Annotated in this window: 14 protein-coding genes; 6 read left to right on the plus strand and 8 right to left on the minus strand. The window is 41.0% G+C overall.

The features are described from left to right. Window positions 1-72 precede the first annotated feature (72 nt). On the plus strand, window positions 73-2,676 hold the full coding sequence (locus L8106_RS34660) for a tetratricopeptide repeat protein (protein WP_009787488.1): 2,604 nt from the start codon (window positions 73-75) through the stop codon (window positions 2,674-2,676). 64 nt (window positions 2,677-2,740) lie between these two features. Further along, on the plus strand, window positions 2,741-4,765 hold the full coding sequence (locus tag L8106_RS34665; RefSeq protein WP_369749652.1) for a glycosyltransferase: 2,025 nt from the start codon (window positions 2,741-2,743) through the stop codon (window positions 4,763-4,765). Window positions 4,766-4,784: 19 nt separating this feature from the next. Here L8106_RS34665 and L8106_RS25895 read toward each other — a convergent pair whose 3' ends face one another. Beyond that, window positions 4,785-6,128, minus strand: coding sequence for a sulfotransferase (locus tag L8106_RS25895; RefSeq protein ID WP_009787490.1), 1,344 nt, complete (start codon window positions 6,126-6,128; stop codon window positions 4,785-4,787). A 125-nt stretch (window positions 6,129-6,253) separates the two neighbouring features. After that, window positions 6,254-7,357: a hypothetical protein gene (locus L8106_RS25900; protein ID WP_009787491.1), complete on the minus strand. Its 1,104-nt coding sequence runs from the start codon at window positions 7,355-7,357 to the stop codon at window positions 6,254-6,256. 22 nt (window positions 7,358-7,379) lie between these two features. Between L8106_RS25900 and L8106_RS25905 the strand changes: the two genes are divergently transcribed. Continuing rightward, entirely contained in the window at window positions 7,380-7,982 is a 603-nt protein-coding gene (locus tag L8106_RS25905; RefSeq protein ID WP_009787492.1) for a tetratricopeptide repeat protein, read from the plus strand. 50 nt (window positions 7,983-8,032) lie between these two features. Here the strand turns inward: L8106_RS25905 and L8106_RS30045 are convergent, their stop codons facing one another. The 5 genes from L8106_RS30045 to L8106_RS25935 form a co-directional block, all read right to left on the minus strand. After that, on the minus strand, window positions 8,033-10,435 hold the full coding sequence (locus tag L8106_RS30045; RefSeq protein ID WP_009787493.1) for an FkbM family methyltransferase: 2,403 nt from the start codon (window positions 10,433-10,435) through the stop codon (window positions 8,033-8,035). Between the two features lie 161 nt (window positions 10,436-10,596). Continuing rightward, window positions 10,597-10,773 carry a PIN domain-containing protein gene (locus L8106_RS31085; RefSeq protein ID WP_009787494.1) on the minus strand — a complete coding sequence of 59 codons (177 nt, stop codon included), beginning with the start codon at window positions 10,771-10,773 and terminating at the stop codon, window positions 10,597-10,599. Between the two features lie 216 nt (window positions 10,774-10,989). Then, window positions 10,990-12,141 (minus strand): RNA-guided endonuclease TnpB family protein, encoded by a 1,152-nt coding sequence (locus L8106_RS25925; RefSeq protein WP_039897295.1) that lies wholly within the window; start codon window positions 12,139-12,141, stop codon window positions 10,990-10,992. Window positions 12,142-12,170: 29 nt separating this feature from the next. Continuing rightward, window positions 12,171-12,455: a PIN domain-containing protein gene (locus L8106_RS33970; RefSeq protein WP_009787496.1), complete on the minus strand. Its 285-nt coding sequence runs from the start codon at window positions 12,453-12,455 to the stop codon at window positions 12,171-12,173. Between the two features lie 3 nt (window positions 12,456-12,458). Further along, window positions 12,459-12,692, minus strand: coding sequence for a hypothetical protein (locus L8106_RS25935; protein WP_009787497.1), 234 nt, complete (start codon window positions 12,690-12,692; stop codon window positions 12,459-12,461). Window positions 12,693-12,881: 189 nt separating this feature from the next. On the opposite strand from L8106_RS25935, the gene L8106_RS33255 reads away from it, so the two are divergent. Beyond that, window positions 12,882-13,022, plus strand: a complete 141-nt coding sequence (locus L8106_RS33255; protein WP_198013002.1) for a hypothetical protein — start codon at window positions 12,882-12,884, stop codon at window positions 13,020-13,022. A 147-nt stretch (window positions 13,023-13,169) separates the two neighbouring features. On the opposite strand, the gene L8106_RS34290 is transcribed toward L8106_RS33255, so the two are convergent. Then, window positions 13,170-13,298: a hypothetical protein gene (locus tag L8106_RS34290; protein ID WP_255348899.1), complete on the minus strand. Its 129-nt coding sequence runs from the start codon at window positions 13,296-13,298 to the stop codon at window positions 13,170-13,172. Window positions 13,299-13,360: 62 nt separating this feature from the next. Here L8106_RS34290 and L8106_RS25940 point away from each other — a divergent pair, with 62 nt between their 5' ends. Together L8106_RS25940 and L8106_RS25945 are read left to right on the plus strand one after the other, a co-directional pair. Further along, the gene (locus L8106_RS25940) at window positions 13,361-13,636 is read left to right on the plus strand and encodes a UPF0175 family protein (RefSeq protein ID WP_009787499.1); all 276 of its coding nucleotides are present in this window, start codon (window positions 13,361-13,363) and stop codon (window positions 13,634-13,636) included. 30 nt (window positions 13,637-13,666) lie between these two features. Beyond that, on the plus strand, window positions 13,667-14,311 hold the full coding sequence (locus L8106_RS25945; RefSeq protein ID WP_009787500.1) for a Uma2 family endonuclease: 645 nt from the start codon (window positions 13,667-13,669) through the stop codon (window positions 14,309-14,311). Window positions 14,312-15,110: the final 799 nt, after the last annotated feature.

Genomic DNA, 15,110 nt, shown 5'->3' on the forward strand with positions numbered 1-15,110 from the left:
CTAACACAGATCAAAAAAATATTTTTTTATTTGTGACGCCAAAAATACTACAATAAACAGTGGGGAATTCCCATGAATGTGTCTAAACAAAATCAACCGATGCGAGCCGAAGATATCCTGCGTAAAAGCGTTGCTTTCCTAGAGCAACAGGCTGAAGCCTACTTGAAACAAAGTCAATTTGAGGATGCCCGCAAAGCAGCCGAGCAACTGTTGAAAATTCAGCCGAAACACGCCCCAGGGTATAAGTTAATTGGGGATGTGCTGTTGCGTCAAGGTCAGTTAGAAGAAGCGCAACGGTACTATACTCAGACGTTGCAGTTGCAACCGAATTGGGCAGAAGTTCACGCCAATCTGGGCAGTATCCACGCTCAAGCTCAACAGTGGCAACAGGCTCTAGAATGTTATCAAAAAGCGATCACGATCAAGCCCGATTTTGCCGGAGCCTATCGGAATGTAGCACGAGTTTGGACACAACTCAATCAACCGCAAAAAGTTAATCAATGTTTGTATAAAGCCTATACTCTCGAACCGCAACAAGTAACAGCAGCCGAACATTTAAAGCTTGGAAATGCGTTAATACAGCAGGCTCAATTCGAAGAAGCAATTACCTGTTATCGCAATGCAATTTCTAGCGATCCCAATCTATCAGCCGCTTATCAAAGTTTAGCAGATGCGTTAAAAAAACAGGGGAATATGCGCGAGGCAACCCCCTATTATCGCAAGGCAATTGAACTAAATTCCTCACAAAATCTACAACAGAATATAACCGTTTTCAATACACCCGAAGATACCTTAGCCGCAGCCCAGAAACCCCAAGAAATTCCCCCCGCAGATACCTTAGCCGCAGCCGTGAGTTCAACTCAAAATGGTGCTGCAAATTCCGTTAAGCCTCCTTCACAACCTAAACCGCCTAAACCCGAAGAATTAATCGCAAAAGCCACAGCATTTTGTGCAATTCACAAATGGGAAGCGGCAATTAATACTTGTCAACAAGCGTTAAAAATTCAGCCCGATTTAGCCGTTGCTTATAAAATTCAAGGTAATGCTTTACATCTGTTGGGTGAGATTTCTGCGGCAATTCGTTCCTATGAAAAAGCCTTAGCCATTCAACCCAATTATCCCGAAGTTCATGCCAATTTAGGGAGTTTATACGCCCAACAGGAACGGTTAGAAAAAGCAATTTCTTACTATCAACAAGCGATTACTCAAAAGCCTGATTTTGCAGGGGCTTATCGCAACGTTGCCAAAATCTTTACTGACATGGGAGATCATCAAAAAGCCTCTCATTGTTTAGAAAAAGCCTACGAGTTAGAACCGGAAAAAGCCACCCCAGAAGATCATCTGAAACTCGGAAATACCCGTTTACAACAAGGGCAACTACAAGCCGCAATGAGTTGTTATCGTCATGCTTTGCGGTTAAACCCTCAGTTAGCAGGTGCTTATCACGGAATTGGCGAAATTCAACGCTTACAAGGAGATGCTGTTAACGCTTTGCAATCTTACCGGAAAGCGACAGAACTTGAACCCAAACAACCCCATTTTTATCAGAGTTTAGCTCAACTGTTAGCCCAACAGGAAGAAACCCAAGAAGCACTTGAAATCTATAAAAAGCTACTAGAGTTAAACCCCAATAATGCTTTAGCTTATCATCAAGTCGGGGAGATTTTCAAGCAACAATGGCAGTTAAAAGAAGCAGTCGTTGCCTATCAGAAAGCTATTCAACTTAATCCTAATGCTGCTTCCTACTACAGTTTAGGAAAAGTATTAGCCAAACAAGAACAATGGCAAGAAGCGGGTTCTATATTGCGTCAGGCGATGCAGTTAGACGGAAATGCAGATGCAGAAGCCTATAAGTGTTTAGCCGATGCTTTGCTTCAAACGGGAGACACAGAAGCAGCGATTCAAGCCTATCAAAAAGCAACTGAATTAGATTCTAATTCCGAGGAAGCCTATCAGAAACTTGCTGATTTATTACGGGATAAAGAACAGTTTGAAGACGCGATTTCTGCTTATCATCGAGCAGTTGAATTAAAAGCCGATGTCTGGTGGGTTCATAACGGGTTAGCCGAGGTTTTATTCAAGTTAGAACGGTGGTCAGAAGCGATAGAATCTTACCAGAAAGCGATAGAATTAAACCCCGAATTTTCTTGGTCACACAACAGTTTAGCCGATGCACTCGTTAAGTTAGAACGTTGGGAAGAAGCGGTTATTCCCTATCGCAAAGCCACTGAATTAAACCCCGAATTTCCTTGGTCACACTACAATTTAGGGGAAGTATTAGCGAAGTTAGAAAACTGGGAAGAAGCCGTTGTCGCCTATCGAAACGCCCAAAAATTGCAGTCAGATTTACCGGCAATTGAAGAAAAATTAGCCGATGCGTTGCGGGAACGAGCGATGATAGACTTAAACGAAGCGTTGGGTTATTATCGCCAAGTTATCCAACAAAATCCCGATCACGTTGCCATCTATCACAAAGCCTTAGAAATTAAACCCGATGACGCTCAATTATACTGTCAGTTAGCCGATACCTTAGTCCGATTTAATCAGTTAGATGGGGCGATTGTATTCTATCAAATGGCACAACAGTTAGAACCAGAAGATGCTAATATTACTTATCAATTGGGTAAGGTGTTAGAAAAAAAAAATCCTCTTAAATCAGGAGTTACCACCGCTTGAACCCTCGGATTTATATCAAGAATGGCTGAAATACAATACTCCCACAACAGAGGATTTAAAACAGATGTCTGAGGCTGTAGAAAGCTTCAGGGATAAGCCTCTAATTAGTGTGATTATGCCTGTATATAATACCTCTGAACGTTTTCTGCGAGAAGCCATTCAATCTGTTATCGATCAAGTTTATCCCAATTGGGAACTTTGTATCGCTGATGATGCCTCAACCCGTTCGTCTATTCAACCTATATTAGTAGAATATCAAGCTAAAGATAGCCGGATTAAAGTTGTTTTTAGAACACAAAACGGTCATATTTCCGCTTCTTCTAATTCTGCGTTAGAACTAGCAACAGGAGAATTTATTGCATTATTGGATCACGATGATGTATTAACGCCGGATGCGTTGTACGAAGTTGTACATTTATTAAATCAGCATTCTGAAGCAGATATGATTTATTCCGATGAGGATAAATTAAATGAAAAGGATCAATTAGATAGTCCATTTTTCAAGCCAGATTGGTGTCCCGATTCATTTTTATCTCGGATGTATACCTGTCATTTGGGTATTTATCGACGAGAATTAGTCAACCAAGTGGGTAATTTTAGAATCGGTTATGAGGGAAGTCAAGATTATGATTTAGTTCTAAGAATTACAGAAAAAACAGATAAAATATTTCATATTCCGAAAGTTCTCTATCATTGGAGAATTCATTCTGAGTCTGCGGCTTCAGGAATAGAAGCTAAACCCTATGCTTATCAAGCGGGTTTAAAAGCATTACAGGATGCTATTAATAGACGAGGTGAAAATGGAGTCGTTCAACAGGTTCAAGGATTTCCAGGACATTATAGAGTTCGCTACAAAATTACAGAATATAAAAAAGTTAGTATTATTATTCCCACCCGAGATTTAGGTGAAATTCTGGATAGATGTTTAGAATCAATTTTTACTAAGAGTACCTATCCCAACTATGAAGTCATTTTAATTGATAATGGTAGTGTTGAAGATTACACACATAAAGTGATTGCTAAATGGAAAGAGAAAGAATATTCTCGATTTAAGTGTTGTCAATTAGATATTCCCTTTAACTATTCTAAGCTGAATAACTACGCTGTTAGTCAAGCAAAAGGGGATTATTTACTGTTTTTAAATAATGATACCGAGGTAATAACATCGGACTGGATAGAAGCAATGGTTGAACAAGCACAAAGACCATCTATTGGTGCAGTAGGGACTTTATTACTCTATCCAGATGATACCATTCAACACGGAGGAGTTGTGATAGGAATGAGAGATGTAGCAGCCCATAGCCACCAATATTTTGAAGCAAACCAACCGGGATATTATGGTCAAATTGCTTCTACGAATAATTATTTAGCAGTAACCGCAGCTTGTTTGATGTGTCGCCGAGAAGTATTTGAAAGAGTCGGTGGCTTTGATGAACAGTTGGCTATCGCTTATAATGATGTTGATTTCTGTCTAAAATTGTTACAGCAGGGCTACCGTAATCTCTATTTATCTCATGTTATTTTATATCACCACGAATCAAAAAGTAGAGGTTTTGAAGATACTCCCGAAAAGCTGCATTGCTACATGGAAGAGGTTACATTGATGAAACAGCGATGGAGAAAATTTATAGACCACGATCCTTGCTATAATCCTAATTTAAGCCTTTCTCAGTTTGGTTATAGCATTAAACAGTTTGCCAACGTTGAAATTCAAGAAATTTCTAGTTTGAAAGCCTCGTGTGATGAAATTTTTGATTTTGCTTTGGAAGTTCCTCAACCGGGAATTTTAACCCGAATAAATACAATTCAGTTTATCGGTTGGGCGATCGCCAAAGATTCATCTATTATTGCCATGCAAGTGATTGATAGCATGGGAAAAGTGCTGAAAACATTTCCCTGTAATTGGTTTCGTCCCGATATTTTGAAACGATATCCCGACCGGAAGTTAGCAGAAAACTGTGGATTTTGTACAACAATAGAAATCAATCAAATTCGGGGGAAAGATCAACTTATACTGCAAGCTGTTCTGCAAAATGGACAATATATTCTTCTAGAAAGAGTCCAGATTAAGTTTATTAATCCGGACTAAACTTTAACTAAACTTTCAATTACTTCCCATTTCTAGAAAACGCTAAATTCCTCATCATACAACGGCGCATTAATTGTTGCCATTCTTCCGAGTTAACAAGGGAATGAGTATCAAGCTGTTCGCCCTGTTCTGCTGAAAATCGGGTAAAACTCTCAATCCATTTCAGAACAGTTTCAGTCGGAGAAAACGGTTTATGTTTCAAAGATTGCTGAAGATATTTAGCCATTCCCGCTTCATCTTTATTTTGATAAGCTTGCCACGCACTCCACACTAATAACTCATGTTTATCGTCACCTTGATAGGCAATAGTTTGCTGGAAACGAGCTTTCTCGGCTTCTCCTTGAACCTGTTTAAATTGTAATTGAAACTGTTCTAATTCTTCTTGAACTTGGTGAAGTTGAGAATATCTTTGCTCTAGTTCTAGTCGAGTCTTTTGCAATTCGTCTTGAGTTTGAGCCAGTTGCAGTTTGACTTCCTTTAACTCGTCGGTAACGACCTGATTTTTTGCTTCAGCCTGTTTGAGATTTTTCCAATCTTGAAATGCAGAAACTCGATAAGGAGAAGACTTAATCTTATCCCGCCAGGAGAGATCCATTAATTCATTCGGTTGCCAAGCTCGGGCTTCAAGTTCCTGATACATTTCAATTGCTTCTGGAAAATAATGCTCAATTAAACTCGGTCGATTTCCTTCTAAATCTTGGGTTGTGAAAGCACTGGGATCGTAGATATTTGAGGCTGGTTTTAACAGTTTACTTGCAAATTTTTCATTGATAACATCAACATATTGCGCTGAATATTGAATGATTTCTTGTATATTTGCTAGCAGACAACGGCGGGAAAAATAGTTGTAAAAGTTAATAATTTTTTGGTTGTAATGCAGCCAGAATTTTACAGCCAGTTCCGGTTCTTGTTGAAAGGTTTGATCGCTTCTCCGATAGAGAGAATCCACAACATCCCAAGGGTTACGATAGATTAACAAAAAGTTTGCTTCTGGGAGCAAATCAGCCCAAAACTCCAAGAAAAGTGTAGTTCGGGGTTCTTTCCATCCCCAAATTGAACTGACAGCATTTTTGGTGACAATTTCTTTAGCTTGGGCGACAAACTGTTCCTCAACGCTGATGTTTTCTTGCAACGTCCATCCTTCATGGGAAATTCCCTGCGATCGCAAAATGGCTTCGTGAAGTTTGAGAAAATCTACATTTTCAAAATGACCTTTGTCATTTCCTCTGTTTGAACCTAATAAATTTCGTCCAATATGCAATCCTGCACTTTGTAGCAAGGATGTTGTCAATGAACTACCGGAACGGTGCATTCCTGCAATAACTAGAACTGATGATTTTGCTGTGGTTTTTGATGGGTTCATGGGTTGATTCTCTCAATGCAAGCTTACTAAACTCTTATTGTGTCAGTCATTGGAAAAAAGTGAAAATTTCTCTCAAAACTTTCTCTCAAAAATTTCAGAGCCTCCAGTTTTAGCCTTCGGTCTTTTTATGAAGATGAATGCCAGAGGTTTTCGATATTCTCTAGAATCTCTAAAAAGGCTTGTTGTTCTTCCACTAAACTGTGCTGATTTGCCGTTTGCTGGGCTTTTGTGACCATGCGTTCGATTTGAGTAACCGATAACTGTGAGGCTGCCTCAACAGCATTCAGAATACTTTTTATATTATAATCTGGACGGAAGCAATTATAACTCGGTAAACAAAAAGATCGGTTGCCAATACAATCGGGACAAATCACGATTGTTCCCAGAGCCATCCCTTCCAAAGCGGGGAGATAAAATCCTTCGCCCTCTGTATAATTGGGTAAAAAGATAGTAATTTTAGCCCGGTTTAGTTGACAAAGGTAATCCGATCTGCTTTGTTGAGCGAACAACAATTTGACTTTTTTCCCTTGGGCTTGAAGTTCTTGTTTTAACTGAAATCCCAGTTGGGGTTCTTTGAAGGCTGAAATTAAAATTTCCTCTTTTTTTTCAGCAGTTGGTAAAGGTTGAGAGAAACCCTGCAAATTTAAGCCATTCGGAATCACAAATAACGGCCCGTTAACTTGACTACATTTCAATAAGCTTTCTTTAATCTCCTCACTAACACAAATTCGGATAGCTTTTTTGTTCAGAAAAGCATATCGAGGATCTTCGGGATAAGTATGACGAATCCCTTGAATTAAATTAAGAATTGGTATGGTTGGAGATTCTATAAACTTGCGTTCAAACTGAAGCCAGTCTAAACCATCAATAAATATTGCACTGGGATTTTTAATGGGTTGAGATAAAATTAATCTCGGATCTGTTGTTAACCAAGGGTTGCTTTCATCCCAACAGGTTGGCCGAGAATAAAAATAAATATAAGAAATAAAGTTAGACGTATGAAAAACATGATTAAAATAATCCCAAACTTTTAAATGTCCGCCGCTCAACCCAGTAAAACTGCGGTAAAATAAGATGGGTTTAACCGAGGAATTGTTGATTTTATTATCTAGAGTTTTAGCCCGAGTAGAATCTAAAATTTCTGTTTCTGCTAAACTTGATTTCAGTCGGGACAGAGAGACATTTAATTGAGTTTGAATTCGTTGGATTTGGGCGAGTTCATCATCCATGAACAGGTGAATTAAATCAAAAATGAGTAGTTTTCAAATTGCCAATGAACGTTTAAGAGCCGGAAAACTAGACGAAGCAGTTGTTGCTTACCAAAAAGCCATTGAAGAAAATCCTTGCTTTTCTTGGGCTTATCATAATTTAGCAGAAGCACTCACTCAACAAGGGCGGTTGGAGGAGGCAATAGTCGCTTATCGTCAAGCAATTCAGTTAAATCCTCAATCAGCCTGGACTTATCATAACTTAGCAGCCGTTTTAACTCAACAGGGTTTATCGACAGAAGCGATCGCAGTTTATCAAAAAGCCACTGAAATCAATCCCGAATTCTCCTCTAAGACTTTCTTTGCTGACCACCATAAATTATCACAAGAACAGCAACAAGCTAAAATCATTGAATATCGCGATCGCATTCAAAAACAGCCCGAACAAGCTGAATTTTATCATGTTCTTGGACAACTTTTACAAATAGTCGGACAACGGACAGAGGCAGTCGCCTGTTTTCAACGCTACATTGAACTTCAAGGTGACGCTGTTCACTTAGAATTCTATCGCAATCTAGGAGAAGCATTACTAGACAAAACTCAGTTCCCAGAAGATAGACAGCAACAAATCAATCAAGCTTACTAGACTGTTGAATAAGATCCTTTGTCTTAATCCTATTTAAAACGGCTTCATCTTTATAGGGTTTCTGCTAAAATTTTCGCCAAGGCTTTGACGTGTTCAGCATAATTAGTTTTCGGCTGATTTTGCAGTTCAACTTGGGTTTTTTGAAGTTTTGATTGAGCTTCTTCTAACTCTTGTTTGGTCTGATGAAGTTGAGATTGAGACTGTTCTAGTTCAACTTGAATTTCATCAAGTTGAAACTGAGTTAGTTCTAATTCTTCGCGAGTTTGATGAAGTTCTGAGCGAGATTCATCGAGTTCTTGTTGAGTTTGTTGTTGCTGAGACTGAGTTTTTTTCAACTGATCTTCAAGTTGTTTGAGTTGAGTTTGAGATTCTTCTAGTTCCGTTTGCAGTTGTTGAGATTGAACTTGGGATTCTTCTAGTTCCGTTTGTAGTTGTTGGGAATGAGTTTGAGATTGTTCTAATTGAGTTTGCAGTTGTTGAGAATGAGTTTGAGATTGTTCTAGTTCCGTTTGCAGTTGTTGGGAATGAGTTTGAGATTCTTCTAGTTGAGTTTGCAGTTGTTGGGAATGAGTTTGAGATTGTTCTAGTTCCGTTTGCAGTTGTTGGGAATGAGTTTGAGATTCTTCTAGTTGAGTTTGCAGTTGTTGGGAATGAGTTTGAGAGTCTTTTAATTGAGTTTGAGAGTCTTTTAATTGAGTTTGCAGTTGTTGAGATTGAACTTGAGATTCTTCTAATTGAGTTTGCAATTGTTGGGAATGAGTTTGAGATTGTTCTAGTTCCGTTTGCAGTTTTTGGGAATGAGTTTGAGATGTTTCCAACTCTTTGTGAACAGTTTGGACTTGAATTTTTGATTTTTCCCATTCTTCTATAATTTGATTATGCTGAATTTTTAACTGCTCAAGTTCGGTTTGACTTTGATGTAACTGAGAGTGGGTTTGTTCTAATTCCGCTTGATTGTGTTGATAGTCTGATTGCAACTGTTCCAATTCTTCCTGAATTTGATGCAATTTGCTTTCAACGACAATAGCAGCAGTCACCGATGAAGAATCTTCCGTGAACTTTAGAGTCGGTTCGCTATTCCAGGGATTGAAGGGAATCAGCTTTTCTGCGGTGAGATGAGGACGGAAGAAATATTGACCTTGTGTGTTCAGCAGACAAGCAACAAAGCCAAACGTGCTGTTAGAAATAGCAACCGCATCACAAGAACTCAAGAGGTAAAAATCGGGATAAAAAGCAGCGATCGCACAGTCAACTTCTAAATCTTTCGTCGTAATTGGACTGTACTCTGAAAATTCTACCGGGGGAATTTTTTCAGGTTCATTGCTAGCAATATAGAGAATAGGTTTGTCGAGAGTTTCCCAGAAACCCCGCAACCATTCTAAATACCAAACAATCGGAATAACGGGAGTTTTTTCGTGATATTCGAGATAAATTCCCACCAGGATTTTACCCTGAGAACGCAAGGTCTTGAGAGCCGTTTGTAGAGAACCTTTGAGTTCGGTCGTGGGTTGAAATAGGGCGCAAAATTCACTTTTGTGGGGGGCATAGTAGCGGGTATGGTATTGAAAATCACCCCGAAAATCAACGTTGGCTATCGGGTTTTCGATGTGGGTCATTAAAGCTTCCCGAAGCGTATCATTTTCTTGTTGCAGTGGGGGGAATTCTTGGGAAATTGGCGGGTCTGCGTGACCAAAAAGTTGCTGTCCGACCCAAGCGGGAGTTTCGACTTTCAGGTTGTATTGTTGGGCGTAGAGTTTGAGGAAAGCGTACTGAAAAAGTTGGTCGCTAAAGTCCTGAGTTTGATCGAGGGTAGAGTGGGTAATAACTTGTTTGCGGAGGTAGAACGCCTCACCCCAAGCGGGATGGTAGGGGTTAGCTTCGGCGACACGAACAAAGTGATGTTCGGTTAGAAAAGCATCAACTTGGTTTCGGAGGGCGCCTCCCTCGAATAACTCCTCGTAGCTAACAGTAGTGTAAATCGCTTCAATGTATTTTAGCAGTTGAGTCGCACCTTGCAGGGCTAAAAGTTCCGCCCCCTGAATATCAAGATAAAGAAAGTTAAAGTCTACTGGACGCAGGTTCAGTTCACTGAGAAGGGTATCGAGACTGCGGGACTCTACGGTAATTTCTTGGGTGACTTTCAGGTTGGGGTAAATTTCCCGGTATCCGGTTAGGGGGAGGATAGAACTATTAGACTCGATAGAAGTTAGCTTGAGGGTAACGGGGTGGTTGGGGTTGGCGATCGCAGTCTGAGAGATAATAATATTAGGCTTGTCGGCGAAGTTGGCTTGCAGGTGTTCGCAAGCTGCGGGGTTGGCTTCTATCAGCAGTATTTTGGCGGTGTCGGGAGTTGGGTAGCGTTTCAGGTCTTTTCCTTCGTAGGCGCCGATGTGGATGATACCGCGTGGGGTGAGGTTGTGTTGCTGAGTGAGGGTGTGGAGATCGAGTTTCATGGGGTTAACTGAAGTGGAAGTCTTGAGTTAGTATTTTATCTTAGTTGTATTGGGGTCAGTTTTTTAATATTAACCTCTCCCCCAACCCCTCTCCTACAAGGAGAAGGGAGTGATTAACCTGATCTCTCCCCCTGCCCCTCTCCTACCAGGATATCAATAAATCAACCGGGAAGTAAGCGACCCTTTAGCTCTGCATACTGAGGAAACATCGAGTCTAGACTAACCAATGAAGCGTCATAGATCAAAGCGGTTGCAATGATAATTCGGTCAGCCGGATCGCGATGATGCTCCGGTAGTTGAGAGGCTTTGATCGCAATGTCACGATCAATGGTTGACATCCTCTCCGTCGTAAACAACGGAGATTCCAAACATCACTGTCTGGGCTTCCTCTTTCCACGAGCTGACTTACTAGGTTGAGTTTCCCCAACAGAGCAGAGGGCATTCTCTTCAGAGGCGTTAATTACCACCTGCCCGGCGGTATTTTAAAAACAGATATTAAGCGGAAGAACGGATTAAGTTATCTGTAGGACAGCATAAATCTCTGATACTCGCAGTTAAATTAATCCGTTAATCGATTTCTTATCCGTTTCTTTATTTGATAGCTGTTTTAATGCAGATTTCAATATATTTCTGGCGGCATTTTTATCCCGGTCAGCGATATATCCACAGTGAGGGCATTCATGGGTTCTCGTACTGAGAGTTTTTACAACTTTCTCGCCACAATTTGAACAGTTTTGAGAAGTATATGCGGGTTCAACAGCAATCACCGGAACCCCATAAACCCGCGCCATATATTCTAACCATTCTCGAAATCTGTACCAAGCTGCATCGCTAATTGATTTGGCTAGATGATGATTTTTAACCATGTTGCGAATCCGTAGGTTTTCAACCGCTACCAAGTCGTTAGACCGGATGACGTGTTGGGCTAGTTTACAAGCCCAATCATTACGCCTGCGTGAAACCTTGAGATGCGCTCTACCTAATTTGTTTCTGGCTTTTTGGCGATTTTGACTGCTCTTTTGAGTTCGAGATAACCGACGTTGCAGCTTTTTCAGCTTGCGTTCATCCTTTCTCAAAAATCGGGGATTATCTATTTGATTGCCAGAACAATCTGTGTAGAAATAGTTTAAACCTACATCTAGCCCTGTTTGTTTTCCTGTTAGTTCTTTTTTCTCCTCTCGTTCATAATCTATTAGAAATTGAGCATAATACCCGTCATGTCTTCTAATTACCCTCACTCGTTTGATTTGTTTTAACTGATAATAGTGCAGGTTTCGGCTTCCCCAAAGCTTAAACGTACCCGCTTGAAACTTGTCAGTAAACGTTAAATAACGTCTGTCTCCCGAAAGTTTCCATCCTGATGTCTTGTATTCAACAGATGCTCTGACTTGATACTTTTTAAACTTTGGGAACCCCTTCTTGCCTGGTGTTTTCTGCTTACAATTCCGATAAAATCTTTCAATTGATGCCCAAGCTCTTTCTGCGTGTGCTTGTCGTGCCATTGAGTTTAACCTTGATGCCCAAGGAAACTCTGGGTTGTCTGACAACAGCTTGCAGTGCTTGTAGGCATCGTTGCGACTTTTAACTTGACCGTCTAACCATGCTCTGATGACGCTGTTGCGAACAAATAGACCTGTCCGAATGGCTTCATCCAAGCTTCGGTACTGGCAATATGTTCCTTGCAGCTTCATTTCATATACGAGCATAATTTGTCGTCGTCGCTGACGATAACCCATCATAGCACGAACATAATCCGTCGTGAACGACGGGGCTTTTGACCCGCTTTTTTTGGTAAAACCTCAATATCTCCTTCTAAAGCCGTTGCTACCCATTCATCAAGGGAAAGAGAAAGCTGTACCCGCTGACGTTTAACCAGTTGCCCAAGTTCCCAGCAGGAAATTGCACTAATAGCAACACTTTCAGCGGTTTCAATCAGCTCAATTAGGTTCTCAGAAAGAGCTAAACTGCTGGGCTGGGGATTTTGCCAGCGTATCCAGATATGGGTGTCAAGTAACAGCATTGCTCAGGATAACTGCCAATCTGATTCTGGGGTGGCAGGTGTGGTTAGATCGTCAAGTAGGTGAACTGTACCTGCTAGTTTTGGAGAGGGTTGGCGACGTCGTGAAGTTGTAACTGATTCGCCTGAGCTGATGGTTAGGATAATTACTTCATATTGTTGCTCGCTACTGAGTGAAGGTGGCAGGTCGATAACCAGTTGGCCGTTGACGGGTTTGGTAATGATTCGCAGAGCTTCCATCGCTATCTCACTGAATCTGAATTGATTTAGATTCTACCACTTGACGGTTAGGGAGTGAGGGTGGGTCGGTCGAGTTTCATGGAAGCTAAGGAGTCGGTGTCGGGTTTGCTCCAAAATGGTATTCGTCTCAGTTGGCAATTGATTCGGATGTTTGAATTGGAATTAGAAAAATTGTGAGTGCAATCGCTGGTGTTAGCTTGCAGGTGTTCAAATGCGATCGCCGAGCGGGTGGTGCAGATCTATTTATTTAGAGATCAAGATGTTGTGCGAACGCCAACTTTCCCGGAGTTAAACTTGACGGCAGAACAGATATTTGCAGTGGGGCCGTAATTCTGAAAATGCGCTCGCGTAGCGTCTCAGAACCCGAATCGTTTGATTTTAGCAAGTCAGAACTAATAAAATAATATTTGTCAAGTACGGATAACCGAATGCTTTGTTTGGGGAAACCGAATCTCTAACTGTCTTTTGTTTGCTTTCTTAATCGGAATCTGTTGGTTGGCTGCGATCGCTCTTTGGGGTTTGGGGTAAAGGAACGCAACTCAATATTCTATCTGTAATGCGTTCGCGCAGCGTGGGCGTAGCCCGTATCGCCATTTCTAAGATCATGGGGGATATAGTGCTACGCGCTATAGTATAGAATTGCCCAAGACTTTGAGCAGGCTGAAGAAATGAGCTTCTTCGTTGAATTTCCAGAAGAACTGTTGGTCGCTTGTCGTGAAGAACCGGAGGGGTTTAAGCGAAGGGTGATGATTTTGGCTTTGGGCAAACTCTACGAGGAGGGGAAAATATCATCGGGAATTGCTTCGGATATTTTGGGATGCAGTCGTTTTGAGTTTTATCGATTGATTGGCGAACAGGGATTTGCTGTGATTGACTATACGGAAGCTGAATTTGAGGAGGAGGCGAAGACCAGCCGGGAATTGGCGAAAAAATTAAAGTATTGATTGATAATCAACAGAGTTTGGAGGAACGGTATGTTTAGCCAGGAAACAGTCAAGACTGAGACAGAAGAACAGAAAATTTCATTGACTTTAGAGGAGTTTCTCGACTGGTATCCTGATGGTTATCAGGGTCGATTTGAATTGCATGATGGAGCGATCGTTAAAATGCAACCGACGGGAACTCACGAACAAGTTGCTGGTTTTCTGGCTTTGGAACTGGGCGTGGAAATTAAACGCCTGAATTTGCCGTTTTTTATTCCCCGACAAGGGCTGATTAAAGCCATAGATTCGGACAAATCGGCTTATATTCCTGATGTGATGGTCTTGGATTCTAATGCACTAGAAAATGAGTCTTTATGGAAAAAGCGATCCACGATTACTCAAGGTACGAGTATTAAATTAGCTATAGAAGTAGTCAGTACGAATTGGCGGGATGATTATTTAATGAAGCTCGGAGAATATGAGAAATTAGAAATCGCTGAATATTGGATCGTTGATTATTTGGGGTTGGGAGGTCGCCGTTATATTGGAGACCCCAAGCAACCGACAATTTTGGTTTATCATTTAGTGGAGGGAGAATATATGGTCAATTTATTTAGGGGTCAAGATATTCTGCGATCGCCAACTTTCCCGGAGTTAAACTTGACGGCAGAACAGATATTTGCAGTGGGGCAGTAATTCCGAGACACTAGGCAATCGCAATCTCAGTCTGTAGGTTGGGTTAAGGAACGCAACCCAACATTCAATCTGTCAAATTGCTAGTGCCGAACGGGGGAAGGCGGATATCTTGTTAACGACAGACGATCGCTTGCTTAAAAAAGCAAATAGCTATCAAGATAGGCTGTTGGTAAGATTAAGTAATCGTGTTAATTGGTTAATGACTATTTTTCAGCAAGAAGGAGAAATGAGCAATGACACCAATTGAGCTTAGAAAAAAGCTTATCAAGTTTTGGTCAATAATCTGGGTCAAATTGATACAATTCGCTTTCTATAACAGGTAGGATGGGGAAGTGGTGATTACACTAAAGAACGAGAATATCTACTGAAAGGGGTAACGCGAGATGAGTTTTGGCAAGATATTCGGAGAAATCGTCAAAAATAGCCAGCGATTGAAGTAGTCGGTGCTGTGCGTGAGGCGATTGACCCGAGCGATTGCATAAAATACAAAATAGTATTTGTCAAGTACGGATAACCGAATACTTTACATCGGTAAACCGAATCGTCGGCGTGCAACTGGGGTCGTTTAGGGTTCGTTGTTGTCCGGGGTGCGATTGAGTCCCCTCACCCCCGGTCTGTTGCGACTGGCTCTGTTGTTGTGTACAATCTGTTTAGCTCAATCTGCTGCATATGAACTATTCTTCTGCATTAGCTTTACTTAAAAATAAGTACCCGAATTTGGCTGTGATTGAAGTTTGGGAGAATGTGCTGTTTTTACGGATGAGTAAAGGTCGGTGTGTTTTCCACCGTAAAAAAGGGA

The sequence above is a fragment of the Lyngbya sp. PCC 8106 genome (assembly GCF_000169095.1).
GTDB lineage: Bacteria > Cyanobacteriota > Cyanobacteriia > Cyanobacteriales > Microcoleaceae > Capilliphycus.

Coding starts and splice junctions, on each gene's coding strand:
- L8106_RS34660 (WP_009787488.1), top strand. CDS start 73: ATGAATGTGTCTAAACAAAATCAACCGATGCGAGCCGAAGATATCCTG.
- L8106_RS34665 (WP_369749652.1), top strand. CDS start 2,741: ATGTCTGAGGCTGTAGAAAGCTTCAGGGATAAGCCTCTAATTAGTGTG.
- L8106_RS25895 (WP_009787490.1), bottom strand. CDS start 6,128: ATGAACCCATCAAAAACCACAGCAAAATCATCAGTTCTAGTTATTGCA.
- L8106_RS25900 (WP_009787491.1), bottom strand. CDS start 7,357: ATGGATGATGAACTCGCCCAAATCCAACGAATTCAAACTCAATTAAAT.
- L8106_RS25905 (WP_009787492.1), top strand. CDS start 7,380: ATGAGTAGTTTTCAAATTGCCAATGAACGTTTAAGAGCCGGAAAACTA.
- L8106_RS30045 (WP_009787493.1), bottom strand. CDS start 10,435: ATGAAACTCGATCTCCACACCCTCACTCAGCAACACAACCTCACCCCA.
- L8106_RS31085 (WP_009787494.1), bottom strand. CDS start 10,773: ATGTCAACCATTGATCGTGACATTGCGATCAAAGCCTCTCAACTACCG.
- L8106_RS25925 (WP_039897295.1), bottom strand. CDS start 12,141: ATGCTCGTATATGAAATGAAGCTGCAAGGAACATATTGCCAGTACCGA.
- L8106_RS33970 (WP_009787496.1), bottom strand. CDS start 12,455: ATGCTGTTACTTGACACCCATATCTGGATACGCTGGCAAAATCCCCAG.
- L8106_RS25935 (WP_009787497.1), bottom strand. CDS start 12,692: ATGGAAGCTCTGCGAATCATTACCAAACCCGTCAACGGCCAACTGGTT.
- L8106_RS34290 (WP_255348899.1), bottom strand. CDS start 13,298: ATGATCTTAGAAATGGCGATACGGGCTACGCCCACGCTGCGCGAACGC.
- L8106_RS25940 (WP_009787499.1), top strand. CDS start 13,361: ATGAGCTTCTTCGTTGAATTTCCAGAAGAACTGTTGGTCGCTTGTCGT.
- L8106_RS25945 (WP_009787500.1), top strand. CDS start 13,667: ATGTTTAGCCAGGAAACAGTCAAGACTGAGACAGAAGAACAGAAAATT.